The sequence below is a fragment of the Cupriavidus sp. 207A1 genome (assembly GCF_057798955.1).
The window spans coordinates 48,616-73,797 of the sequence record NZ_JBYOJO010000020.1; the positions used below are offsets into that span (position 1 = coordinate 48,616).

At 68.5% G+C, this 25,182-nt stretch carries 20 protein-coding genes and 1 tRNA gene; 8 read left to right on the forward strand and 13 right to left on the reverse strand.

Features of this window, described 5'->3' with window-relative positions:
- Positions 1–722: 722 nt before the first annotated feature.
- The 5 genes from AC3FMM_RS28075 to AC3FMM_RS28095 all read left to right on the forward strand — a co-directional run bounded on the left by AC3FMM_RS28075 (position 723) and on the right by AC3FMM_RS28095 (position 7,628).
- The gene (locus AC3FMM_RS28075) at positions 723–3,854 is read left to right on the forward strand and encodes an Rne/Rng family ribonuclease (protein WP_116312837.1); all 3,132 of its coding nucleotides are present in this window, start codon (positions 723–725) and stop codon (positions 3,852–3,854) included.
- Positions 3,855–4,079: 225 nt separating this feature from the next.
- Positions 4,080–5,204 (forward strand): GTP 3',8-cyclase MoaA, encoded by a 1,125-nt coding sequence (gene moaA / locus AC3FMM_RS28080; protein WP_488687771.1) that lies wholly within the window; start codon positions 4,080–4,082, stop codon positions 5,202–5,204.
- A gap of 21 nt (positions 5,205–5,225) precedes the next feature.
- Positions 5,226–5,825, forward strand: a complete 600-nt coding sequence (gene mobA / locus AC3FMM_RS28085) for a molybdenum cofactor guanylyltransferase MobA (RefSeq protein WP_115680648.1) — start codon at positions 5,226–5,228, stop codon at positions 5,823–5,825.
- A 29-nt stretch (positions 5,826–5,854) separates the two neighbouring features.
- Complete coding sequence (gene moeA, locus AC3FMM_RS28090) at positions 5,855–7,153, forward strand: molybdopterin molybdotransferase MoeA (protein WP_488687772.1); 1,299 nt, start codon at positions 5,855–5,857, stop codon at positions 7,151–7,153.
- Positions 7,154–7,346: 193 nt separating this feature from the next.
- The gene (locus AC3FMM_RS28095; RefSeq protein WP_115710171.1) at positions 7,347–7,628 is read left to right on the forward strand and encodes a hypothetical protein; all 282 of its coding nucleotides are present in this window, start codon (positions 7,347–7,349) and stop codon (positions 7,626–7,628) included.
- 79 nt (positions 7,629–7,707) lie between these two features.
- On the opposite strand, the gene AC3FMM_RS28100 is transcribed toward AC3FMM_RS28095, so the two are convergent.
- From AC3FMM_RS28100 to pncB, 5 genes are all read right to left on the reverse strand, one after another.
- Positions 7,708–9,207 (reverse strand): DNA recombination protein RmuC, encoded by a 1,500-nt coding sequence (locus tag AC3FMM_RS28100; RefSeq protein ID WP_115710173.1) that lies wholly within the window; start codon positions 9,205–9,207, stop codon positions 7,708–7,710.
- 9 nt (positions 9,208–9,216) lie between these two features.
- On the reverse strand, positions 9,217–10,212 hold the full coding sequence (locus tag AC3FMM_RS28105) for a 2-hydroxyacid dehydrogenase (protein ID WP_488687773.1): 996 nt from the start codon (positions 10,210–10,212) through the stop codon (positions 9,217–9,219).
- Between the two features lie 4 nt (positions 10,213–10,216).
- Positions 10,217–11,641, reverse strand: coding sequence for a sodium:proton antiporter (locus tag AC3FMM_RS28110; RefSeq protein WP_473703210.1), 1,425 nt, complete (start codon positions 11,639–11,641; stop codon positions 10,217–10,219).
- Between the two features lie 156 nt (positions 11,642–11,797).
- A complete protein-coding gene (locus AC3FMM_RS28115) occupies positions 11,798–12,484 on the reverse strand; it encodes a LutC/YkgG family protein (protein ID WP_488687774.1) in 687 nt (228 codons plus the stop codon).
- 84 nt (positions 12,485–12,568) lie between these two features.
- Positions 12,569–13,747, reverse strand: a complete 1,179-nt coding sequence (gene pncB / locus AC3FMM_RS28120; protein WP_115710180.1) for a nicotinate phosphoribosyltransferase — start codon at positions 13,745–13,747, stop codon at positions 12,569–12,571.
- Positions 13,748–14,114: 367 nt separating this feature from the next.
- Here pncB and fdxA point away from each other — a divergent pair, with 367 nt between their 5' ends.
- The 3 genes from fdxA (at position 14,115) to AC3FMM_RS28135 (ending at position 15,949) form a co-directional block, all read left to right on the forward strand.
- Positions 14,115–14,438 (forward strand): ferredoxin FdxA, encoded by a 324-nt coding sequence (fdxA, locus tag AC3FMM_RS28125; protein WP_029046281.1) that lies wholly within the window; start codon positions 14,115–14,117, stop codon positions 14,436–14,438.
- A gap of 86 nt (positions 14,439–14,524) precedes the next feature.
- Positions 14,525–15,634, forward strand: a complete 1,110-nt coding sequence (locus tag AC3FMM_RS28130; protein ID WP_240987681.1) for an NAD(P)/FAD-dependent oxidoreductase — start codon at positions 14,525–14,527, stop codon at positions 15,632–15,634.
- Between the two features lie 239 nt (positions 15,635–15,873).
- A tRNA-Asn gene (locus AC3FMM_RS28135) sits at positions 15,874–15,949 on the forward strand.
- A gap of 97 nt (positions 15,950–16,046) precedes the next feature.
- Here AC3FMM_RS28135 and AC3FMM_RS28140 read toward each other — a convergent pair.
- From AC3FMM_RS28140 to kdpC, 8 genes are all read right to left on the reverse strand, one after another.
- A complete protein-coding gene (locus tag AC3FMM_RS28140; protein ID WP_115680656.1) occupies positions 16,047–16,814 on the reverse strand; it encodes an IclR family transcriptional regulator in 768 nt (255 codons plus the stop codon).
- Between the two features lie 59 nt (positions 16,815–16,873).
- Positions 16,874–18,034 carry a CaiB/BaiF CoA transferase family protein gene (locus tag AC3FMM_RS28145; protein WP_115710182.1) on the reverse strand — a complete coding sequence of 387 codons (1,161 nt, stop codon included), beginning with the start codon at positions 18,032–18,034 and terminating at the stop codon, positions 16,874–16,876.
- 12 nt (positions 18,035–18,046) lie between these two features.
- Positions 18,047–19,213 (reverse strand): acyl-CoA dehydrogenase family protein, encoded by a 1,167-nt coding sequence (locus tag AC3FMM_RS28150; RefSeq protein WP_115710184.1) that lies wholly within the window; start codon positions 19,211–19,213, stop codon positions 18,047–18,049.
- A 40-nt stretch (positions 19,214–19,253) separates the two neighbouring features.
- Positions 19,254–20,231, reverse strand: coding sequence for a Bug family tripartite tricarboxylate transporter substrate binding protein (locus AC3FMM_RS28155; RefSeq protein WP_115680658.1), 978 nt, complete (start codon positions 20,229–20,231; stop codon positions 19,254–19,256).
- Between the two features lie 47 nt (positions 20,232–20,278).
- Positions 20,279–20,668, reverse strand: a complete 390-nt coding sequence (locus AC3FMM_RS28160) for a cupin domain-containing protein (RefSeq protein ID WP_115710186.1) — start codon at positions 20,666–20,668, stop codon at positions 20,279–20,281.
- A 178-nt stretch (positions 20,669–20,846) separates the two neighbouring features.
- Positions 20,847–21,542 carry a two-component system response regulator KdpE gene (gene kdpE, locus AC3FMM_RS28165; RefSeq protein ID WP_115680660.1) on the reverse strand — a complete coding sequence of 232 codons (696 nt, stop codon included), beginning with the start codon at positions 21,540–21,542 and terminating at the stop codon, positions 20,847–20,849.
- Between the two features lie 31 nt (positions 21,543–21,573).
- Positions 21,574–24,438 carry a DUF4118 domain-containing protein gene (locus AC3FMM_RS28170; protein ID WP_488687775.1) on the reverse strand — a complete coding sequence of 955 codons (2,865 nt, stop codon included), beginning with the start codon at positions 24,436–24,438 and terminating at the stop codon, positions 21,574–21,576.
- Between the two features lie 99 nt (positions 24,439–24,537).
- The gene (kdpC, locus tag AC3FMM_RS28175; protein WP_115710189.1) at positions 24,538–25,167 is read right to left on the reverse strand and encodes a potassium-transporting ATPase subunit KdpC; all 630 of its coding nucleotides are present in this window, start codon (positions 25,165–25,167) and stop codon (positions 24,538–24,540) included.
- Between the last annotated feature and the right edge of the window lie 15 nt (positions 25,168–25,182).

Consider the following 25,182-nt stretch of genomic DNA (forward strand, 5'->3'; position numbering starts at 1 on the left):
GTTTTATTCGATTTTTCGCATTCTACACTTGGGGTTGCCGTCGACCCCGCCCGTCTCCCGCAATTCGCGTTACGCCAAGCGCCAGACGGGCAAATGGCAGCAAAAAAGCAGCACGCACGGTGCCGCCGGCATGCAGGAAGTCGCCCAAAGGTGGCTTCGGCACGGGCAGGCGGTGACGTGGGAACTGAGTGTTCAGGTAAAACAGAATTTAAGGGCGGATGCCGCAGCCGGCATCCGCTTCGGTGAGAGAAGTCCCGCCCGCACCGGGAAACGGTGCCGGCCGGCAGGTTGACCTGCCGCCTGACTGGAAGTTACCGGCGCCCGGTCGCAGAACTCCAAGAAGTAGTAGGTGCGCCCGCCAGGAGAAGTCAGGCAGCAACGGCAACCATGCCGTGTCCGAAAAATTTGCTCTTTGACGCGTCTAGGCCTTCCGCGGCCGGCCGCGATGCCGCCGGCGCTGGTTGCGCCGGCGCCAAGCATCGCCTCCGGCACGGGAATGCGCCGGATGTCTGCGCAAGAGCAGCCTCCGGTGTTCTCTCCTGCCCTGCGGTCGTTACCCCGACGTCATCGCTCTCTTTCACCCGCGCCCAGCCGCCCGCATGTCTTGCGCAGCGGCGCTTTCCGGCAATTCTCGCGCCTCGCTCGCTCCCTCGCGTGCTCCATGGATCGCCGCGGACACCGCCCAGACGGTGCCACCCGCGACACTGGAGTGAGGTATTGCGATGAAACGCATGCTGTTCAACGCGACGCAACAGGAGGAATTGCGCGTCGCCATCGTCGACGGTCAGAAGCTGATCGATATCGACATCGAGACTGCCGGGCGCGAACAGCGCAAGGGCAACATCTACAAGGGTGTCATCACCCGTATCGAACCTTCGCTGGAAGCCTGCTTCGTCAATTACGGCGAAGAGCGCCACGGCTTCCTGCCGTTCAAGGAAGTCGCGCGCGCCTTCTTCAAGGAAGGCATCGACGTGCGCAACGCGCGCATCCAGGACGCCCTGCATGAAGGCCAGGAACTGATCGTCCAGGTCGAGAAGGAAGAGCGCGGCAACAAGGGCGCGGCCCTGACCACCTTCATCTCGCTGGCCGGCCGCTACCTGGTGCTGATGCCGAACAACCCGCGCGGCGGCGGCGTGTCGCGCCGCATCGAGGGCGAAGACCGCCAGGAGCTGCGCGAGACCATGGCGCAGCTGACCGTGCCGGAAGGCATGAGCATCATCGCCCGCACCGCCGGCATCGGCCGCTCGGCCGAGGAACTGCAGTGGGACCTGAACTACCTGCTGCAACTGTGGAAGGCCATCGACGGCGCCGCCGGCGACAACAAGGCGCCGCTGCTGATCTACCTGGAATCCAGCCTGGTGATCCGCGCCATCCGCGACTACTTCCAGCCGGATATCGGCGAGATCCTGATCGACACCGACGAGATCTACGAACAGGCCCGCGCCTTCATGAGCGTGGTGATGCCTGACAACATGAACCGCGTGAAGAAGTACCGCGACGACGTACCGCTCTTCTCGCGCTTCCAGATCGAACACCAGATCGAATCGGCCTACTCGCGCATGGTGATGCTGCCGTCGGGCGGCGCCATCGTGATCGACCACACCGAGGCACTGGTGTCCGTGGACGTGAACTCGGCCCGCGCGACCAAGGGCGCCGACATCGAGGAAACCGCGCTGCGCACCAACCTCGAGGCCGCCGACGAGATCGCCCGCCAGCTGCGCCTGCGCGACCTGGGCGGCCTGATCGTGATCGACTTCATCGACATGGAGTCGGGCAAGGCCCAGAAGGACGTGGAAACGCGCCTGAAGGACGCGCTGCGCCACGACCGCGCGCGCGTGCAGATGGGCAAGATCAGCCGCTTCGGCCTGATGGAGCTGTCGCGCCAGCGCCTGCGCCCGTCGCTGTCGGAGGGCTCGCACATCACCTGCCCGCGCTGCAATGGCACCGGCCATATCCGCGATACCGAATCCTCCGCCCTGCAGGTGCTGCGCATCATTCAGGAAGAGGCGATGAAGGAAAACACCGCCGCCATCCACTGCCAGGTGCCGGTGGAGGTCGCCGCCTTCCTGCTGAACGAGAAGCGCCAGGAAATCAACCTGATCGAGTTGCGCTTCAAGGTCAACGTGCTGCTGATTCCCAACAAGCACCTGGAAACGCCGCACTACAAGCTGGAGCGCCTGCGCCACGACGACCCGCGCCTGGAAGACAGCACCGCCAGCTACAAGATGGCCGAGGCTGCCGCCAAGGAACTGGAAGCCGACACCAGCTACAGCAGCCGCCGCAAGGAAGAAGCCAAGCCGCGCCAGGAAGCCGCGGTCAAGGGCATCACGCCCGAGCAGCCCGCCCCGGTCTCGGTGCCGCGCCCCGAGCGCGCGCCGCGCCCGGAAGCCGCGCCGGTGGCGCCGCCCGTGCCGGCCACCAAGCCGGTGGAAGCCGGCGGCTTTATCGCCTGGCTGAAGGGCCTGTTCGGTGCGCGTCCGGCCACTCCGCCGGTGGTGGAGCCGGCCAAGCCGGCAGCCGCCGCGGAAACCCGCAGCGCCGATGGCCGTCGTGAGCGCGGTCCGCGTGGCGAAGGCCGCGGCCAGCGTGGCGAGCGCGCCGAACGCGGCGAACGCACCGAACGCGCTGAGCGTGGCGAGCGCCAGGGCCGCGGCCAACGTGGTGAACGTGCCGAGCGCGGCGAACGCACCGAACGCGGCGAGCGTGGCGAACGCCAGGCCGCAGAGCGCGGCGAGCAGCGCGAGGGCCGTGGCGAACGCCAGGGCCGCCAGCCGCGCCAGCAAGGTGAAGGCCAGGCAACGCCGGCCGTGGCGCGCCAGGCCGAGGCCGTGCCCGCCGAGCGCGCCCAGGGTGAACGCGCCGAGGCACGCCAGGAAGGCCGCCGCGACCGCAACCAGGAACGCCGCGAGCGCCAGCGCGAACGCCAGCGTGAGCGCAGCGAACTGCGCGAAGCCGAAGCCGGCGAAGCGCCGCAGCCGGAAGCCATCGCTGCCGCCCAGGCCCTGGGCGTGCTGCCGCAGGCCCTGAACGAAGACACCCAGGCCCGCGCCGAACTGCCGGAAGGCGCCGAAGCTGCCGCCGAAGGTATCTTGGAAACCGCGGAGACCGCCGAGGGCGAGGAACGCCGCCGCCGCAACCGCCGTGGCCGCAACCGCTATCGCCGCGAACGCGACGAGTCGGTGCAAGGCGTGGCGGGTGAAGGCGAAGGCGAAGGCTTCGTCCCGGCCAGCGCCGAAGCCGGCGCACCGGCCGAGCCCGCGCAGCAGCCGGCCGTGGCCGCGCAAGCCGCACCCGAAGCTGTCGAAGCAGTCCGCATCGCGGTGCCGGCAGATGTGACGCCGGCCCCGGCAGCACAAGCCACCCCGGCGGTCCAGCCGGAGGCCGCGCCAGCTGCCGAACCTGCCGAGGCTGTCACGCCGGTGGCCGGGGCGGTGACTGAGGCCGTTGCCGCCGAAGCCATCGCCGAGCCTGCCGTCAGCGCCGCGGTCGAAACCGCTGCGCCGGTCGTGCCGGCCGCTGCCCCCGCCGCGGCACCCGCACCGGAGCCCGTGCTGGCACCGGTCGCGCAAACCGCTCCGGCGGCCGAGCCGGTAGCCCAGGCAACGGCACCGGCCCCGGTGGCCGCCGCAGCGCCGGCGTCGCTGGAAAACCTGGAGCCGATGCTGGCCACCGCCGGGCTGCAATGGGTCCATACCGACAGCGACAAGCTGCGCTCGGCCCAGGAAGCCGCCGCCCGCATCGCGCCCGCCCCGCGCGTACCGCGCGAGCGCAAGCCGCTGCCGCCGCTGCCCCAGGGTCCGATGATCCTGGTGGAAACCGGCAGCCGCGAAGTGCAGATGGCATCGCAGCAGTAAGCGACGCCGCTGCGCGGCAGCCAAAGCAAGAAGGGGACGGCCAGGCCGTCCCCTTTTTTCATGGGCGGCGCGCCGGATGAATCCCCGTCATCACCGCGGGATGCGGATGCCCTGCCCCCGCCTCGGCTAGAATGGCAGCAGAATGCATCCGGCCCCCGAGCGCCCGCGCCACATCGCTTCTTGCGTTGCCGTCCCGCTCCCCGGACGCCGTGCCACCCACAGGCCATGACCGAATCCGTCATCCCGATTTTCGACCTGCGCGACCATCGCTACCGCTCGATGACGCCCAGCATTCCCGGCACCCTGGTTGCGCCGACCGGCCTGGTGGCCGACCGCCGCGGCCGGCCGCTGCATGACCTGCGCATCTCGGTGACGGACCGCTGCAATTTCCGCTGCGTCTACTGCATGCCGAAGGAAGTATTCGACAAGGACTACACCTTCCTGCCGCATTCCGAGCTGCTGAGCTTCGAGGAGATCGAGCGCACCGCGCGCCTGTTCGTGGCCCACGGAGTCGAGAAAATCCGCCTGACCGGCGGCGAGCCGCTGCTGCGCAAGAACATCGAGCACCTGGTCGAGATGCTGGCGAAGATCGAAACCGTGTCGGGCAAGCCGCTCGACCTGACCCTCACCACCAACGCATCGCTGCTGGCGCGCAAGGCGCGCGCGCTGCGCGACGCGGGCCTGACACGGGTCAGCGTCAGCCTGGACGCAATCGACGATGCCACCTTCCGCCGCATGAATGACGTGGACTTCGCCGTCGCCGACGTGCTGCGCGGCATCGAGACCGCGCAGGCCGTGGGCCTGGCGCCGATCAAGGTCAACATGGTGGTCAAGCGCGGCACCAACGACCAGGAAATCGTACCGATGGCGCGCCACTTCCGGCATAGCGGCATCATCCTGCGCTTTATAGAGTTCATGGACGTGGGCGCCAGCAACCACTGGCAGATGGATGAGGTGCTGCCGTCCGCCGAGGTGGTGAAGCGCATCGATGCGGAATTCCCGCTGGAACCGGTGCAGGCCAACTACTCCGGCGAAACGGCCGAACGCTGGCGCTACCGCGACGGCGCCGGCGAGATCGGCGTCATCTCCAGCGTCACCCACGCCTTCTGCGGCGACTGCAGCCGCATCCGCCTGTCCACCGAAGGCCGGCTCTACCTGTGCCTGTTCGCCACCGAGGGCTTCGACCTGCGCGCGCTGCTGCGCGGCGGCTACAGCGACCTGGAAATCTCCAATGCGATCGCGCAGGTATGGCAGGGCCGCACCGACAACTATTCCGAGCAGCGCAGCGACCCGGCAGTGCGCGCGAAACGCGCCGAGCGCAAGATCGAGATGTCCTATATCGGCGGCTGAACCCGCCGCACAGCGAACTCCATGATTGCACGCGACGACATTACCGGCCTGATTCTCGCAGGCGGCAGGGGCAGCCGCATGGGCGGCACCGACAAGGGCCTGCAGCCGCTGCATGGCACGCCGATGGCCATGCACACGATGATGCGGCTGACGCCCCAGGTGGGCGGGCTGATGATCAACGCCAACCGCAACCTGGCTGCCTATGAGTCCTTCGGCGTGCCGGTCTACACCGACAGCGTGCCCGACTTCGCCGGCCCGCTGGCCGGGATGCTGGCCGGCCTTGAACAATGCGCGACCCCCTGGATGGTGACGGCGCCGTGCGATTCGCCGTTCCTGCCGACCGACCTGGTGGCGCGCCTGGCACAGGCGATCGAGGCCGAAGGCGCCGAGCTGGCGATCCCGGTCACGCTGGACCAGGATGGCCGGCGCCAGGCCCAGCCGGTGTTCTGCCTGATGCCGGTCAGTGCGCTCGACAGCCTGGTGGCTTATCTTTCCGGGGGCGGCCGCAAGATCGAGACCTGGGCCGCCTCGCAGCGGCTGGCCGAGGTGCTGTTCGACGACGCCGCGGCCTTTGCCAATATCAACACCCTGGACGAACTACGCGCGCACGAAGCGCGCTGAACTCCTGCCCCAGCCACCGCCGAGCCGCCATGCCATCGCTGCAATCCGTCATTTCCTGCCTGTCCGACTACGATCCCACCGCACTGCCGGTGGACCAGGCCAACCGCATCATCGGCGAGGTGGTCGAGCCGGTGCGCGGCATCGAGCAGCTGCCGATCCGCAGCGCGCTGGACCGGGTGCTGGCCGAGGACATCGTCTCGACCATCGACGTGCCGGCGCATGACAACTCGGCGATGGACGGCTATGCCTTCCACGGTGCGGCCCTGGCCGCGGCGCAGACCGCCACGGTCGAGCTCGAGGTGATCGGCAGCGCCCTGGCGGGCGGTGCCGGCGCGCTGGCCCCCACCGCCGTGCAGGCGGTGCGCATCATGACCGGCGCGGTGATGCCGGCCGGCTGCGATACCGTGGTGCCGCAGGAGTTCGTCGAAACCGTCGCCGACGGCGTGCGCATCCGCTTTGCCGCGGACTGCGTCCGCATCGGCGACAACCGGCGCCTGCGCGGCGAGGACCTGGCGCACGGCCAGGCCGCGCTGCAGGCCGGGCGCATCCTGCAGCCAGCCGACCTTGGCCTGCTGGCGTCGCTGGGCGTGGCCGAGGTGCGGGTGCGCAGGCGCCTGCGCGTGGCGTTCTTCTCCACCGGCGACGAGCTGCGCTCGATCGGCGAGCCGCTCGACCCGGGCTGCGTCTACGACTCCAACCGCTACACGCTGCACGGCATGCTGCGCCGGATGAACGTGGACCTGCTCGACATGGGCGTGGTGCGCGACGATCCCGACTCGCTCGAAGCCGCTTTCCGCACCGCCTGCGAAAGCGCCGACGCGGTCATCACCTCCGGCGGGGTGTCGGTCGGTGAGGCCGACTACACCAAGCAGATCATGGCGCGCCTGGGCGATGTCACGTTCTGGAAGATCGCCATGCGCCCGGGCCGGCCGATGGCCTTCGGACGGATCCAGGCCGACGGCGCGGGCGCGCACTCGGCCCTGCTGTTCGGCCTGCCTGGCAATCCGGTGGCGGTGATGGTCACCTTCTACCATTTCGTGCGGGCGGCGCTGCACCGGCTGATGGGTGCGACGGTGCCGCCGCTGCCGCTGCTGCGCGTGCGCAGCGCGCAGGCGATCCGCAAGAAGCCGGGGCGCACCGAGTACCAGCGCGGCATCCTGGCGCGCGCCGGCGACGGCGAGTGGGAAGTGCGCATCACCGGCCAGCAGGGCTCGGGCGTGCTGCGCTCGATGAGCGAGGCCAACTGCTTTATCGTGCTCGGCCACGAGCAGGATTCGGTCAAGGCCGGCGACGCGGTCGAGGTGATGCTGTTCGACGGGCTGGTTTGACCGGCACGGCGGGGGCTGCGCGCAACCATTCGCTACACGATCGTAGCAATGTGTCGTTTTTGTGCCGCACATTTGCCGCCGCGGCACCGTTGCCGCCGGGCTTTCGGCTGCCCCGCGGCCGGCGGGCTATGCTTGGCATCGGCCAATCGCTACACTTGGCGCACGATTCAGAAACATTCGAGTATCCCCCGTCATGAATCAGGAGATTGCGTACCTCCACCCCGTCAAGACCGCCCGCGCGCTGGTGCTGGTCTACCTGTGCTTCTCGCTGCCGATCGTGTCGCTGGGCCTGTTTGTCACCTTCGTCCGCTATGGTGACCTGCCGGCCATCACGGTGTTCAGCGCGATCATCCTCAATGCGCTGATTGGCTTCGGCCTGCTGTGGCTGGCCTGCAAGGCCTACAACTGGGTGGCCGCCCGCTTCGGCGGCATCGAAGTCCACGTGCGCGAGCTGGCCCCCGAAGAAGACCGCTGAACGGCGCAGCGCCAGTCCCGGCCGGGACCCAGGCCGGCCGCCTCACCCGCTTCCCTCCGACACCTGCCCCGCGGCACGCTCAGGCCCGGCTGTTTTCCGCGTTCTCAGGGCTTTCCGGCATGCCGTCCGCCGGCGCATCAAGCCCGAGCCCCAGCAACTGCTGCGCGGCCTCGCCCGGCAGCGCTTCCACCGTGCGCAGCTTGCGCGCCATCTGCCGCGTGCGCACCTCCGCCTGCTCGATATTGCGCGCAGCACGTTCCAGCGTATCGCGGGTCTTGGCCAGCACGTCGCCAAACTTGCCGAATTCGGTCTTGACCGCGCCCAGCACCTCCCACACCTCGCTCGAGCGCTTTTCCAGCGCCAGCGTGCGGAACCCCATCTGCAGGCTGTTCAGCAGCGCGGTCAGCGTGGTTGGACCGGCCACGGTCACGCGATAGTCGCGCTGCAGCTGGTCGGTCAGGCCGGGACGGCGCAGCACCTCGGCATAAAGCCCTTCGGTCGGCAGGAACAGGATGGCAAAGTCGGTGGTCTGCGGCGGCGCCAGGTATTTTTCAGCGATGGTCTGGGCCTCGCGCCGCAGCGCCGTTTCCAGTTCGCGGCCGAACGCCAGTACGCCGTCCGGATCGCCGCGCTCCTGCGCGTCGACCAGGCGCTCGTACTGCTCCTTGGGAAACTTGGCGTCGACCGGCAGCCAGACCGGCGCATGGTCCCCACCCGCCGCCTTGCCGGGCAGGCGGATGGCAAACTCCACGCGCGCGCCCGAGTTGCGCACGGTCTCGACGTTCTTGCCGTACTGCTCCGGCGTCAGCATCTGCTCCAGCAGCATCTCCAGCTGCACCTCGCCCCAGGTGCCGCGCGACTTCACGTTGGTCAGCACCTTCTTCAGGTCGCCCACGCCCTGCGCCAGCACCTGCATTTCACCCAGGCCGCGATGCACTTGCTCGAGGCGGTCCGACACCAGCCGGAACGATTCGCCCAGGCGCTGCTCCAGCGTCGCGTGCAGCTTCTCGTCGACGGTGCGGCGCATTTCCTCGAGCTTGGCGGCGTTGTTGGCCTCGATGTCCTGCAGCTTCCGCTCCAGCGTGGCACGGACCTCGGCCAGGCGCCGCTCGTTGGCCTCGGACAGTTGCGCCAGCTGCTGCTGCAGGCCGTCGCCAAAGCGGCGCAGCGTGCCGGCCTGCTCGTCGCGCGCCTGCTGCGACTGCAGCATCAGGTGCTGGCGCACCTGTTCCAGTTGCTGGGTGTTGGTCTCGGTCAGCTTGGCCAGCTGCTGCGCAAAGGTGTCGATCTGGTTGTTCTGCAGCGTGGCGATGCCGGTCAGCTGCGACGACAGCGCCTGCTGGAAGCGCAGCATCTGCTGCGCCGACTCGCCGCGGCTGCCGCGCGCGGCCTCGGCCACCTCGGTGCGCACCTCGCGCTCCAGCCGCTCCATGCCGCGGGCCTGCTCCAGCCGCATCTCGTCGAGTTGCCGCGCCATGCCGGCGCCGGATGACCCGGCCTGCTGGCGCAGCAACACGATCACCAGCAGCACGACCGCGAGCAGCGCCGCGGCCAGCGTCAGGAACGGAATCAGGGTCATGCGAAAACCTCAGCGGCGATGCGCCATCACTTCAGGGTTGATCACGGTGGGCGGATGGCCGGCCTGCGGGCCCTGGTCGAGCGCCGCGATCAGGTTGTCGGCCGCGAGCATGGCCATGGCGCGTCGGGTTTTCTCGGACGCGCTGGCGATATGCGGCGTCAGCACGACGTTGGCCACCTTCAGCAGGTCTGGATGGACGGCCGGCTCGCCCTCGAACACATCCAGGCCGGCGCCGAAGATGCGCTTGTCGCACAGTGCCTGCGCCAGCGCGGCATCGTCGACGATGCCGCCGCGCGCCAGGTTCACCAGCGTCGCGGTGGGCTTCATCAGCGCCAGCTCGGCGGCACCGATGGCATGGTGGCTCTGCGGGCCGTACGGCAGCACCAGCAGCAGATGGTCGGACTGGCGCAGCAGGTCTTCCTTGCCGACATAGCGGGCGTTGAGCGCGCGCTCGGTCTCGGCCGGCAGCTGGCTGCGGTTGTGGTACAGCACGTTCATGCCAAACCCGCCCGCACGCCGCGCCAGCGCCTGGCCGATGCGGCCCATGCCGAGGATGCCCAGCGTGCTGCCGTACAGGTCCATGCCGACCAGCATGTCGTAGCTCCAGCGCTGCCACTTGCCGGCGCGCAGGTAGTGCTCGGCCTCGGTGACGCGGCGCGCGGTTGCCATCAGCAGGGCCCAGCCGAAATCTGCGGTGGTCTCGGTCAGCACGTCCGGGGTATTGGTGGCGACGATGCCCGCGGCGGTCAGGGCCGGCAGGTCCAGGTTGTTGTAGCCGACCGCCATGTTGCACACCGCGCGCAGCGCCGGCAGCCCGGCAACGACGCCGGCGTCGATGCGGTCGGCGGCGTTGGCCAGCACGCCGGCCTTGCCGGCCAGCCGCGCCTTCAGGGCCGCGGCGTCGAGCACCGCGTCCTGCTGGTTGTCGTCGACATCGAAATACTGCGCCAGGTGCGCGATGACCTCGGGATAGATGGCGCGGGTGACCAGGACGGACGGCTTCATGGCATCAGATATGGAAGAAGAGGAAGGTCATGATGACGAACAGCGGCACCAGGAAAATGCCCGAATACAGCATGTAGCCGAAAAAGCTCGGCATGCGCACGCCGCGGTTTTCGGCAATCGCCTTGACCATCAGGTTGGGCGCATTGCCAATATAGGTGTTGGCGCCCATGAACACCGCCCCGGCCGAGATCGCGGCCAGCGTCGAGGCATCTCGCGTCATCAGCGTGGCGGGGTCGCCACCGGCGGTATTGAAGAACACCAGGTAGGTCGGCGCATTGTCCAGGAAGGAAGACAGCACGCCCGTCGCCCAGAAATACATGCTGTCGACCGGCTGCCCGTTGGCGTCGCTGACCGCCCGGATCACGCCCGAGAACGCGCCGTCGGTGCCCGCCTTCAGCATGGCGATCACCGGGATGATGGTCAGGAAGATGCCAGCGAACAGCTTGCCGACCTCGAGGATGGGTTCCCAGTTGAATTCATTGCCCACGCGCGCCGAGCGCGGCGTGACCAGCAGCGACACCACCGCCACCACCACCAGCAAGGCGTCGCGCACCGCGGCCTGCAGCGGCACCTCGGTGCCGAGGATATCGAACGAGATCCCGGGCTTCCACAGCCCGCTCATCAGCACCAGGCTGACCACGGCGAGCAGCAGCACGAAGTTGAACTTGCCTTCGATGGCAATGCCGTCCGAATCGGGGGTGGGATCGTGGCGCGGCGGCAGTTCCTCTTCCTTGTTGCGGTAGTAGTACCGGTCGACCAGGTAGAACAGCAGCAGCAGCGCCGCGCAGACGAAGAGCGTTTCCGGAAAGATGTTCTGCAGGGTCCAGAAGAAGTCAACGCCCTTCAGGAAGCCGAGGAACAGCGGCGGGTCCCCCAGCGGCGTCAGCGCGCCGCCGGCATTGGCCACCAGGAAGATAAAGAACACCACCACGTGCGCCACGTGGCGGCGGTTGTCATTGGCGCGCAGCAGCGGCCGGATCAGCAGCATGGCGGCGCCGGTGGTGCCCATGAAGCTGGCCAGGAACGTGCCCAGCGCCAGCATGCCGGTGTTGAGCCCCGGCGTGCCGTGCAGGTTGCCGCGCACGCAGATGCCGCCGGCAACGATATAGAGCGTGGTGATCAGCGCGATGAACGGAATGTACTCGGCCAGCAGCGCGTGCACGGTGCTGACGGCAGCGGCCTGCGCGCCGAACAGAAACGCGAACGGCAGCAGGAACAGCAGTCCCCAGCCGGCGGCGATCTTGCCGTAATGGTGGTGCCAGAACTTCGGGCCGAGCAGCGGCCACAGCGCGATCGACAGCAGGATGCCGGCAAAAGGCAGTCCCCACAGCGGCGACAGCGACGCCCCGTCGAGATCGGCGGCATGGCCGGCGGCGGGAAACGCGGCCAGCATGGCCAGCAGTGGCAACAGCACGGGGGCATGTCGCATCAGGCAGGATCTCCTCGGAAATGCAGCGGTCATGGGCGCGCGCGGCGCGATGCCAAAGCGCGCGGGCAAGCCTGCAAGTGTAATGCAAGCCCTTGCCGCGATTCCCTTGCAGCGTGCATTTTCGGATTGCGGCGCGCTGTCCTCGCGCCCTCCGGCTCAGGCCGCGTCGACCAGGATCACATGCACCCGGTACGGGCCGTGGGCGCCCAGCACGATGGTCTGCTCGATATCGCCGGTGCGCGACGGACCGCTGATGATGTTGGTGGCGCGCGGCAGCTCGCCGCGCTCGCTGCGCACCAGCGCAAACGCATCCTCCAGGCCGGCGACGATGCGCGAGCGCGGCACCACCGCGACATGGGTCTCGGGCAGCAGCGCGGCCGAGGCGAAGGTGGCGGGGCCGGACAGCAGCATCAGCGAGCCGGTCTCGGCAATCGCGCAGAAACATCCGGTGATGCCGACCAGGTCGCCATGCTCGCGGTCGGCCGCGGCGTCGCGCACCGGCGGGCGGCACTCCACTGCCAGCCCTGCGTCCTGCCAGGGCAACCGGCCGAATTCATCCCACGCGACCGCGCGGCGCACCAGGCCCAGGCTGTCGAGATAGCGCACCGTGGCGGCGGGCACCTCGGCCAGGGTCGCGACGCGGTCCACGGTCGAGGCCATGCGCTGCGCCTGCGCCAGGAAGGCTTCGGCCAGGTCCGGCGCCGCGGCCGGACGCGGGCCCTGCGGGTGGCGGGCCAGGTAATCGGCCACGGCGCCGCGTTCTCCCGCGCTGGGCCGGGCCGGCCTGCCCTGGGCGGCACGGATGCGGGCAAAGATGCGGTCGCGGGCGTCGTTGGTTTCCATGGGGCCTGGCTGGAGTGGCAATGCGCAAGGGCGCGATGCGGCGATTATAGGGTCGATACAGCGGCGCAGCTGTGTTGAGGCCGGCTACGCGGCCGGCTGCACCGAATACACCTGGCGCAGGTAGGCCAGGTAGCCGGGATCGTCGCACATGGTCTTTTCCGGCGTGTCAGACAGCTTGGCCACCGGCTGCCCGTTACAGCGCACCATCTTCAGCACGATCTGCAGCGGCGTGTAGCCCAGGTCGTTGGTCAGGTTGGTGCCGACCCCGAACGCCAGCCGGCAGCGGCCGTGGAAGCGCTGGTACAGCTCGATCACGCGCGGGATGTCCAGGCTGTCGCTGAAGATCAGCGTCTTGGTGCGCGGGTCGACGCGGTTGGCGGCATAGTGGGCCACCATGCGCTCGCCCCACAGCAGCGGATCGCCGGAATCGTGGCGCACGCCGTCGAAGAGCTTGCAGAAATACAGGTCGAAGTCGCGCAGGAAGGCATCGAAGCCGTAGGTGTCGGACAGCGCGATGCCCAGGTCGCCGCGGTATTCGCGCGCCCAGCGTTCCAGCGCAAACACCTGCGAGTCGCGCAGCCGCGGCCCCAGCGCCTGGCAGGCCTGCAGGTATTCGTGCGCCATCGTGCCCAGCGGCACCATATTATGCAGGCGCGCGAAGTGGACATTGCTGGTGCCGGCCAGCTGCGGGCCCAGCAGGCGCCGCATGGTCAGCAGCACCTCTTCCTGCCAGTCGCGCGAGAAACGACGACGCGTGCCGTAGTCGGCGATCACGCAATCGCCCAGCTCGGGCGTCTTCAGCAACGCCAGCTTGGTTTCCAGCCGGCGCCGGCCTTCGGCCAGGTCGGGCTCGGGCTGGGTGCGGCGGAAATAGACTTCGTTGACGATGGCCAGCACCGGCACCTCGAACAGGATGGTGTGCAGCCACGGGCCGGTGATGGCAATTTCGATCTCGCCGTTGCCCTGCGGCGACGGGCGCACCGAGACATATTTCTCGTTCAGGTGGAACAGTCCGAGAAAATCGACGAAGTCGCTCTTGATGAAGCGCAGGCCGCGCAGGTAGGCCAGCTCTTCCTCGGTGAAGCGCAGCTGGCACAGGTGCGCCACCTCGGCGCGGATCTCGTCGATATACGGAGTCAGGTCGATACCCGCGTTGCGGCACTTGAAGCGGTATTCCACTTGCGCCTGCGGGAACTGATGCAGCACCACCTGCATCATCGTGAATTTGTACAGGTCGGTGTCGAGCAGGGACTGGATGATCATAGCGGGCCAGACGGCGATGCCGGGGTCAGAACGCCATGCTACCTGAAGTCTGCCCGCAGCCGAATGGCGCGGTGCTGCCGCGCGGCATGCCGGCGAACAGACAAAGCCGCCAGCCGGCCGCCCTGCGTCAAATCAAAAGTACATAAAGAAATAAGAAAACTATCTGATCCGGCTATATAGGCCGGCTATCCTTGCCAGAAGGCTCGGCTACAATATCGGTTTCCGAAAGGCCTCGGCCGGCGTTCGCCCAGCCCATGCTGCCCTGCGGCACGCGGGTACCTCCATGTGATGGATTGGGCGCGTCACGCCGGCAAGAAGCGGCCCCACAGTTTCCCATTAAAAGCCGACCCGTTTTCCTGGAACCGAAATGACTCACGTTGTCACCGAATCCTGCATCCGTTGCCGCTACACAGACTGCGTTGACGTGTGTCCGGTCGATTGTTTCCGCGAGGGCCCCAACTTCCTGGCCATCGACCCGGATGAGTGCATCGACTGCGCCGTGTGCGTGGCCGAGTGCCCGGTGAACGCCATTTACGCCGAGGAAGACGTGCCGGGCGACCAGCAGCAGTTCATCGAACTGAATGCCGAGCTGGCGCGCGCCTGGCCCTCCATCACCAAGACCAAGGCCCCGCTGGCCGAGGCCGAAGAGTGGAAGGACACCACCGACAAGCTGCAGTACCTGGAGCGCTGAGCGCACCGGGCAGCATAGAAAGCCGTCCCCACGCGCTTTCCGCAATGCCGGGCACCCGCGTGCCCAACCAACGTATCAGGACGAAAATGGACTTGAGCATTCCAAATCCCGTTGCCGACACGACCAAACAGGTCGAGGGCGGCAGCCCCGCGGGCGGCCAGCCGCTGGAAATCGACGCGCTGATCGTCGGTGCCGGCCCGGTCGGTCTGTTCCAGGTGTTCGAACTGGGCCTGCTCGAAATCAAGGCCCACGTCATCGATTCCCTGAAGGTCGTTGGCGGCCAGTGCGTCGAGCTGTATCCGGACAAGCCCATCTACGATATTCCGGCCGTGCCCAGCTGCACCGGCCAGGAACTGACCGACAACCTGCTCAAGCAGATCGAGCCGTTCGAGCCCACCTTCCACCTGGGCCAGGAAGTCTCCGTGGTCGAGCGCCGTGAAGACGGCCGCTTCTTCGTCGAGACCTCGCTCGGCACGCGCTTCATCACCAAGACCATTTTCATCGCCGCCGGCGTGGGCTCGTTCCAGCCGCGCACGCTGAAGGTCGACGGCATCGACAAGTTCGACGGCAAGCAGCTGTTCTACCGCGTCAAGGACCCGAGCCGCTTCCACGGCCGCAACCTGGTGATCGTCGGCGGCGGCGACTCGGCGCTGGACTGGACCCTGGACCTGGTCGGCAAGGCCGAGTCGGTGGTGATGATCCACCGCCGCGACGGCTTCCGCGCCGCGCCCGCGTCGGTCGCCAAGATGAAGGAACTGTGCGAGCAGATGGAAATGCAGTTCGTGGTCGGACAGATCAGCGGCTATGAAGAGAAGGACGGCGTGCTCACCGAGATCAAGGTGAGCGGCGCCGACGGCGTGACCCGCCGCCTGCCGCTGGACGACCTGCTGGTGTTCTTCGGGCTGTCGCCCAAGCTGGGCCCGATCGCCGAATGGGGCCTGGACCTTGAGCGCAAGCAGATCAAGGTGGACACGGAGAAATTCCAGACCAATATCCCCGGCATCTTCGCGGTCGGCGATATCAACACCTACCCCGGCAAGAAGAAGCTGATCCTGTCGGGCTTCCACGAGGCTGCGCTGGCTGCGTTCGGTGCTGCGCCGTATATCTTCCCGGAAAAGAAGATCCACATGCAGTACACCACCACCTCGCCGAAGCTGCACAAGGTGCTGGGCGTGGAATCGCCGGTGTTCGACTGACCGGCCATGGCCCACGAAAAAAAGCCGCCGCGAGGCGGTTTTTTTCTGGCACAAAGCCGGAACCGTCGCTATAATGCGGCCTCGCTGTTCAGCGCCACGGTCCCGGGCCGGCAACCAGCCACCCTGCACCACGCGCCAGCAAGCCAGCCTTCGCCGAGCCCCTCCCCTGACAGGAAGTTAATGTCGAAAGGGTGTTGACGAAGAAAAGAGAAACTGGCTATAATTTCTTTCTCAGCTGTTCCCCGATAGCTCAGTCGGTAGAGCGACGGACTGTTAATCCGCAGGTCCCTGGTTCGAGCCCAGGTCGGGGAGCCAACCGATACGGAAGCCCGGTGCAAACGCACCGGGCTTTTTCGTTTGTGGGTCGCAAATGGCTTTGGTTCGGGGCTGCCGCAGCGCCCCGCCCTTTGTTTTACTCCTGCAGCGTAGCGCCGGCGGCCTTCAGCGCCACGACGATCGCCTCTGCATTGGCTTCGACCCGATGCAGCGGCCCAGCCACCGACATCCCGTAGACCACGCCGCCGAGCGATACCGGCATCGCGATGGCCCCCAGGTCGGGGAACGACTCGCCGAAATTCGGATACCACCCCTGCGCCTGCCATTGCTGCATCGCCGCCTCGAATACCCGCAGCGAGTCCACCGTGCGGCCGGTGCGCGACGCAAAGGAAGCGCCGGCCAGCAATTCCGCGCGGCTTTCCCTGGTCATGGTGCCGAGGATGGCGCGGCCGATGGAATTCACATGCGCGTCGCGCAGCTCGCCCGGCGCGGCGATATAGCGCACCGGGTTGGGGGATTCGCGCACCTCCAGATACAGCACGCGCCCGTCGTCCTGCAGCTTGCCGAACACCACGGTCTCGCCGGTGGTGTCGCGCAGCGATTCCAGCACCGGCTGCACACGCTCCAGCAGCGGGTCGTTGCGGGCGATGCGTTGCGCGATATCGAGCAGCCGGCGGGTCGGATAGTAGCCCTGGCGGCGCCCGGTCTCGTACAGATAGCCCAGCGAAGCCAGCGTGCGGATCAGCCCCAGGCAGCTCGACATCGGCGCGCCCAGCAGCTTGGCCAGTTCGGTCAGTGTCAGCGAGCGCCCTTCGCGCGCATAGATTTCCATGATCTCGATCACGCGCAGCGCCGTCTTGACGCTGCCGTAACCGGACTTCTCCGCCGCTTCGTTTGCTGCCATCGTTGGCTTCCTCGACTTCAGTATCCGTTGGCCGGGATTGTACGCGGCGGCAGCGCGGGTCAGTCCTCCTGACGGGCGGCTGGCGGCAAGGCTTGCGGCCAGCTGCGGATATTGCCGGGCGTACGCGAGAAGCGCGTGGGAATGCCCACGCCGCGCAGGCGCCCTTCGCTTGGATGGTCGTATTCGAACATCATGCCGGTGGCGCTCAGGTGCGGGTCGTCGGCGAGGCTGTCGAAATGCGGCACCTCGCTGTGCGGGATGTCGGCATCGCGCAGCAGCGCCAGCCATGCGGCGGTGGTGCGCTGCGCGACGATCTCGGCCAGCGTGGCATAGAGCGCGTCGATATTGGCGCTGCGCGCGGCCGGCGTGGCGTAGCGCGGATCGCTGGCCAGCGGCGCATGGCCGGAGACATCGAAGAAGCGCTGCCATTGCGCGCTGGTGTACGGCAGCAGCGCGATATGCCCGTCGCGGGTGCGGTACGGCTTGCGGTGCAGCGACATCACGCGCGGATAGCCGGCCGGCCCGAGCGGCGGCACGAAGGTCTGCCCGGCCAGCTGTTCCGTGGCCAGGAACGACACCAGCGTCTCGAACATCGGCACCTCGATGGCCTGGCCGCGGCCGGAGCGCTCGCGCTCGTACAGCGCCATCGGAATCGCATAGGCCACGGTCAGCCCGGCGACCTTGTCGGCGAGGATGGTGTTGACGTACTGCGGCCCTTCGTTCGAGTTGGCGCCCTGGAACTGCGCCATGCCGCTGCGCGCCTGGATGATGTCGTCGAACGCGGGCGCGCCGGCGTACGGCCCTGACTCCGAATAGCCATAGGCACCGCAGTAGATCAGCCGCGGATGGTCCGCGCACAGCGAGGCATAGTCCAGCCCGAGCTTGCGCAGCGACTGCGGCCGCACGTTCGAGACAAAGACGTCGGCGCCGGCGATCAGCGCCTTCAGCGCCGCCAGGTCGTCGGGCTGCTTCACGTCCAGCACCACGAACTGCTTGTTGCGGTTCAGGTTCAGGAAGCTGGCGCCCATGGCGGCGTGCCGCGCCGGCTCGGCATGGCGAAACACATCGCCCGCCGGCGGCTCGACCTTGATCACCTCGGCGCCCATGTCGCCGAGGATCTGGGTGGCATACGGCCCCATCGCCACCGAAGTCATGTCGATCACGCGGATCCCGGCCAGCGGCCCGGTCGGCGCACTGCCCTGCACTGCCTTGTCTTGCATCGCCGCTCCCGTTCAGTACGACTTGGGCAAGCCCAGCACGCGCTCGGCGATAAAGCACAGGATCAGCTGCGGGCTGACCGGCGCGATGCGCGGGATATAGGACTCGCGCAGCAGCCGCTCGACCCGGTACTCGCGCGAGTAGCCCATGCCGCCCAGCGTCAGGATCGCGGTCTGGCAGGCATTGTGGCCGGCCTCGGCGGCGAGGTACTTGGCGGCATTGGCCTCGGCCCCGCACGACTGGCCCGCGTCGTAGCGCGCCGCGGCCTTGAGCATCATCAGGTTGGCCGACTCCAGCTGCATCCACGCCTGCGCCAGCGGATGCTGCACGCCCTGGTTCATGCCGATGGGGCGGCCGAACACCACGCGCTCCTTGGCGTACTGCGTGGCGATGGCCAGCGCCGCGCGTCCCAGCCCGATGGCCTCGGCCGCGATCAGGATGCGCTCCGGATTGAGCCCGTGCAGGATGTACTCGAAGCCCTTGCCCTCTTCGCCGATGCGGTCTTCGTCCGGAATGAACAGGTCGTCGATAAACAGCATGTTGGTGTCGACGGCGGCGCGGCCCATCTTGTCGATCTCGCGGATCTCGATCTTGCTGCGGTCGACCCTGGTGTAGAACAGCGACAGGCCCTCGGTCGACTTCTTCACCGACTCCAGCGGCGTGGTGCGCGCCAGCAGCAGCATGCGGTCGGCCACCTGCGCGGTCGAGATCCAGATCTTGCGGCCGCTCACCGAGTAGCCGCCCGGCACCTTGCGCGCAAAGGTCTTGAGCTTGGTGGTGTCCAGCCCGGCGTCGGGCTCGGTCACGCCGAAGCAGGCCTTCTCCTGGCCGGCGATCAGCGGCGGCAGGAAGCGGCCCTTCTGCGCGTCGGTGCCGAACACCACCACCGGGTTCAGGCCGAATACGTTCATGTGCACCGCCGACGCGCCGGTCATGCCCGCGCCCGACTGCGAGATGGTCTGCATCACCAGCGCCGCTTCCAGGATGCCCAGCCCCGCGCCGCCGAAGGCCTCGGGCATGGCCACGCCGAGCCAGCCACCTTCGCACAGCGTCTGGTAGAACTCATGCGGATAGGTGCCGGACTTGTCGAGGCGGTCCCAGTATTCCATGTCGAATTGCGCGCAGACCTGCTGCACCGCCTCGACGATGGAGGCCTGTTCTTCGGAGAGATCGAAATTCATCGCGTTACCTGCTTGCTGTCGTTGTCTGTTCGACGGTGTCTTATTCCGGCTGGATGCCTGCGTCCTTCACCAGCCGCGCCCACTTCTGCAACTCGGCCACGACGAACTGGTTGAGCTCGGCCGGCGTGCTGCCGAAGGGCTCGAAGCCGAGCGCGTGGAACTGTGCCGCATGCTGCTTGCTGGTCGCAATCGCGACCAGCTCGCGGTTCAGGCGCTCGACCACCGGGGCCGGCACTCCGGCCGGGCCGAACACGCCGTTCCACGAGGTCACGTCAAAACCCTTCAGTTCCGGCACGCTCGCCAGCGGCGGCAGGTCCGGCAGCAGCGCGCTGCGCTGCGCGGTGGTGACCGCCAGCGCGCGCAGCTTGCCGGCGCGCACGTTGGCGATGCCGGCGGCAAAGTCGACGAACATGGCCTGCACCTGGCCGCCCATCACGTCGGTCATCGCCGGCGGCGTGCTCTTGTACGGCACGTGCAGCATCTTCAGCCCCGCCATCTTCGACAGCGTCGCGCCCGAGACGATGCCGGTGCTGTTGCCGCTGGCATAGGTCAGGCCCGGATGCGCCTTGGCGTAGTCGACGAACTCGCGCAGCGTCTTGACCGGCAGCGCCGGGTTGACCACCAGCATGAACGGCAGGTTGCCCATGCGCGAGATCGGCGTGAAATCCTTGACCGGGTCATAGCGCAACTGCTTCATCAGCGACGGGTTGGCCGAATGCGTGGTGTTGGTGGTCATGAACAGCGTATAGCCGTCGGCGGGCGCCTTGGCCACGAACTCGGCGGCGATGGTGCCGTTGGCGCCGGGCTTGTTGTCCACCACCACCGGCTGCTGCAGCGACTCGCCCAGGTATTTGGCGGTCAGGCGCGCCACGGCATCGGTGCCGCTGCCGGCGGCAAACGGCACCACCAGGCGCAGCGGCTTGGCGGGGAATTCATCGGCGGCCAGCGCCGGGTTGGCGGCCAGCGCCGCGCTGCAACCCAGCAACAGGCCGGCAAAAGCGTTCTTGAAGGACTTCACGGTGGTTGTCTCCTGTCGTTATGTGCCCTGCCCGTGAGCGCCGCCGGTCAGGCGGGCCGTATCACGCGGTCAGGGGATTCCTCGTAGGGCGGGGAATAGATCACCAGAATCTTCGCCGGCTCGTCGCTGACCACCGTGAAGACGTGCATCTGGTCCGGCGGGAAGAAACAGCAGTCGCCCGGACCCAGCTCGCGGCGCTGGCCGCCGACCTCGGCGACGGCGCGTCCTTCGAGCACGTAGCAGACCTGCTCGATGCCGGGATGCGCGTGCGGCAGCGCGCCCTTGCCCTTCTCGATGGTGCCGTGGATCACTTCCAGGTGGCGCGAACCGACCGTTTCCGGCGCGACCAGCCGGCGGTTGAGCGTGCCGACATGGTTGGCGGGGTGGTAGCCCTCGACCTCGGCGGTCGAGATGAAATACACAGGTTGGTGGGGCATGCGGGTCTCCTGCCTGAATTCATGTTTATGAATAATAGTTTATACAGATGAATTTATCCGTCAAAGGTTTTTTAGTGCGTTTGCGGGTTTACCGGGAGCGGATGGCATGGACGAGCGCCGCCCTCACGCGGCGCGTGATCGATCGCAAACGGATGGTGTGAAGTGGGCTTCCCCGGGCTCAGCCGGCGAAGCGGTAACCCACGCCGACCTCGGTCAGCAGCCACGCCGGCTGGGCCGGGTCGGCCTCCAGCTTGTGCCGCAGGTGCCCCATGTAGACGCGCAGATAGTGGCTGCTGTCGGCATGGGACGGTCCCCACACTTCGCGCAGCAGCTCGCGGTGCGTCATGACCTTGCCGCGGTGCGCCAGCAGCACGGCAAGCAGGCGGTATTCGATCGGGGTCAGGTGCACCGCCTCGCCGCCGCGCGTGACCTGCCGGTTGGCGAGGTCGACGGCGACATCGCCGAACGCCACCTGCGCCCGCCCCTGCGCGCCGGCGCGCGCATGCCGGCGCAACAGCACACGCAGCCGCGCCACCAGCTCGCCCACGCCGAAGGGCTTGGTCAGGTAGTCGTCGGCGCCGGCGTCGAGCGCGCGGATCTTCTCGGTCTCGTCGGTGCGCGCCGACAGCACCAGCACTGGCACTTCGGTCCAGGTGCGCAGCTCGCCGATCATCGACACGCCGTCGCCGTCGGGCAGGCCCAGGTCCAGGATCACCAGGTCGGGCTGGCGCGTGCCGGCCTCGATCAGGCCGCGCTGCAGCGTATCGGCCTCGTGCACGATGCAGCCCTCGTCCTGCAGCGCCGCGCGCACGAAGCGGCGGATATGGGGCTCGTCTTCCACCAGCAGCACCGTGGGCGAAAACTCGAATGGCATGACGCGTTGCTTCCTTGCAAGTTGGGCGGCTTCAGGCCGGCACGCCGGCCGCTTCGGGTTCCAGCACGGGCGGGGTGCCGCGCGGCAGCGTGACCACGAAGCGCGCTCCGGCCCCATCGACCTTCGCGGCCTGCGCCGGATGCACCGGCTCGACCCGGATGCTGCCGCCGTGCGCCTGCACGATCGCCTCGCACACGGCCAGGCCCAGGCCCACGCCGCTGGTGACGGATTCGCGCTCGCCGCGCGTGAATTTTTCGAACACCTGGCGTGCCATCGCGGCCGGCACGCCGGGGCCGTCGTCCTCGACGATCAGATGCACCGACGCTTCGGTGACCTCGCCGCGCAGCCGGATCTCGGTGCCCGGCGCGGTGTACTTGGCGGCGTTCTCGAGCAGGTTGCACAGCACGCGCTCGATCAGCACGCCATCGCATTCCACCAGCGGCAGCGCCGACAGGTCGGCCACCACCACGCGGTGCCGCGCGAGCGCATCGCGCAGCGATGCCAGCGCCGCGCCGGCCAGTTCCTCGAACGACTGCCAGGTCTTGCGCAGCGCCACGTCGGGGCCCTGCAGGCGGGCCATGTCGAGCAGGTTGGCCACCATCGCATGCATGCGCCGCGCCTGGTCGCGCATGGCACCGACCGTTTCGGCCACGCCCGGCGCCAGCGGCGGCGTGCCGCGCTGCAGGGTCTCGGCCATGCCGATCAGGCTGGTCAGCGGCGTGCGCAGGTCATGCGACACCGCCGCCAGCAGCGAGCTGCGCAAACGTTCGGACTCCATCGTCAACAGGGCCTGCTGCGCGACCTCGACGTAATGCAGCCGCTCCAGCGCAATCGCGATCAGCGTGGCGAAGACATCGGCCTGGCGCCGCAGCGCTGGCTGCGCGAAGGCACGCCAGGCGCGCGGCTCGACTGCGAGCACGCCGCGCACCTGCATCGGCGCTTTCAGCGGCAGGTACAGCACCGTGCCCGCCGGCAGCGTGTCGGTGCCGGTGCCGGCCGGCTGGCCGTGGTTGAACACCCATTGCGCCAGCACATGGTCGATGGCGTCGCTCTGCGCCGCGACGCCGGCTTGTGCATCGCTCTCGGCATCGGTTGCAGCAGGCAGCAAGCGCCCTTTCGGGCCGGCCAGGAAGAACGCCGTGCGCGCGTCGAACGCCGCGCGCAGGAAGCGGCTGCCGATGGCGATGATCTGTGCATCGGTCAGCGCCGCCGACAGTTCGCGCGCCAGTTCGTACAGCGTGCGCGCGTCGGTCTCGCGCTGGACCGACACGCGCGCCTGCTCGCGCAGCCCGGCGGTGAGCTGCCCGATCACCAGCCCCACCGCCAGCATCACCAGGAAGGTCACCAGGTATTGCACGTCGCTGACCGCGAACGACAGCTGCGGCGGCACGAAGAAGAAGTCGAACGCGCCCACCGCCACCAGCGCGGCGAAGGCGCCGGCGGTGCGTCCGTGGCGCAGCGCCACCCCCGCCACCGCCAGCAGGAACAGCATGGCGATATTGACCAGGTCGAACCATGGCCGCGCCAGCGCCGACAGCGCGGTGGCGCCGGCGCACCAGGCCACCGCCCACAGCAGGCCGGGCCACTGCGCCGGACCGACCTCTTCAACTTGCGGTTGGACGCCATGCGCATTGCGGACGGCATCGGGCGCATCATGCCGGACCCCGTCGGCGGCGACGCGGATCACGTCGACCTCCGGACACGCGGCCGCCAGCGCATCGGCAAAGCTGCTGCGCCCGAACAGCCAGGCGCGCGCACCCAGCCACGGCGCCAGCAGCTGCGCCAGCCACGCATGCAGGCGGCCCGGCAGCGCACCGCCACGGTCACGCCAGCGCGCCGGGGTGCGGCCGATCATGACCTTGGTCAGGTTGTGCCGCCGCACATAGCCGGCCACCGCCGCCACCATGTCGCTGCCGGCCAGGGTCTCGGTGCGCGCGCCCAGCGACTCGGCCAGCCGCGTGGCCTCGTCGAGCTGCGCGCGCAGCGGGTCAGGCACCGGCGCCAGCCGCGGCACCGACACTGTCACCACATGGCAGTCGCAATCGAGCTGCGCCGCCAGCCGGCGCGCGCTGCGCACCACCTGCGCGGCATCGCTGCCGAGGCCGATGCAGGCCAGCACGGCTTCGCGCGTGCGCCACACCGGCTCGATCGACGCCTGCTGGCGGTAGGCGCGCACATCGTCGTCGACGCGGTCGGCGGTGCGGCGCAGCGCCAGCTCGCGCAGCGCGATCAGGTTGCCCTTGCGGAAGAAGTGCTGCACCGCGTGGCGGGCCTGTTCGGGGACGTACACCCGGCCTTCGCGCAGCCGGCGCAGCAGCTCGTCGGCGGGCAGGTCGACCAGCACCACTTCGTCGGCCTCGTCGAAGACCGCGTCGGGCACGGTCTCGCGCACGCGGATGCCGGTGATGCCGGCCACCGCCTGGTTCAGGCTGTCGAGGTGCTGGACGTTGACGGTGGTCCAGACGTCGATGCCGGCCGAGCGCAGCTCGGCAATGTCCTGCCAGCGCTTGGGATGGCGGCTGCCGGGCGCGTTGCTGTGGGCCAGTTCGTCCACCAGCACCAGCGCCGGCCGGCGTGCCAGCGCGGCGTCGAGGTCGAATTCCTGCAGCGCGCGGCCACGGTGCTCGAGCACGCGCCGCGGCAGTTGCTCGAGGCCTTCGGCCAGCGCCTCGGTCTCGGCGCGGCCATGGCTTTCGACCACGCCCACCACCACATCGCCGCCCTGTTCACGCAGCGCGCGTGCCGCCGCCAGCATCGCAAAGGTCTTGCCGACCCCCGCCGAGGCGCCGAAGTAGATGCGCAGGCGTCCGCGCGCGGCGCGTTCGCCGTCGGCCTGCAGGCGTTGCAGCAGGTGGTCGGGATCGGGGCGGAGGTCGTCGGCTGGGCGCGCGGGCATGGTGGGCGCGCTCACGTTGCGGCAGCGCGAGCGCAGCCAGATTGTGCCATGCAGGCCGGCGCGAGGCCCGCCGCGAGGTTCGCCGCGAGGTTTGCCGCCTCAGCGCGCCGGCAGCGCATCCAGTGCCAGGTTCAGCTGCAGCACGTTGACTCCGGCCTCGCCCAGCACCGGCAGCAGCGGCCTGTCGGTATGCGCCGCGATCAGCGCGCGCACCTGCGCGAGCGGCACACCCCGCGCCCGCGCCACGCGCGCCGCCTGGTACTCGGCCGCGGCCACGCTGATATGCGGGTCCAGGCCGCTGCCGGAGGCGGTGACCAGGTCCACCGGCACCGGCGCGGTGTTGCCGGGATCGGCCGCGCGCAAAGCCTCGATGCGCGCGCGTGCCGCGTCGGCCAGCGCCGGGTTCGACGGCCCCAGGTTGGAGCCGCCGGAAGCCCCGCCGTTATAAGGCATTGGCGCGGTCGCCGAGAGCCGGCCCCAGAAGTCCCCGGGCGCGGAGAACGGCTGGCCGATCAACTCGGATCCCAGCACCTTGCCGTCGCGCACGATCAGCGAGCCGGCCGCCTGGTGCGGAAAGGCCGCGCCGGCAATCATGGTGATCGCCGCGGGGTACAGCAGGCCGGTCAGCAGCGACAGCGCCAGCAGGATGACCAGCGCCGGGCGCATCAGGCCGCCCTGTTCTTCGGTGTGCGCGGCGTGCGCGGTGTCGGCAGTGATTGGATTGGACATGGTTGCTCCGAACAT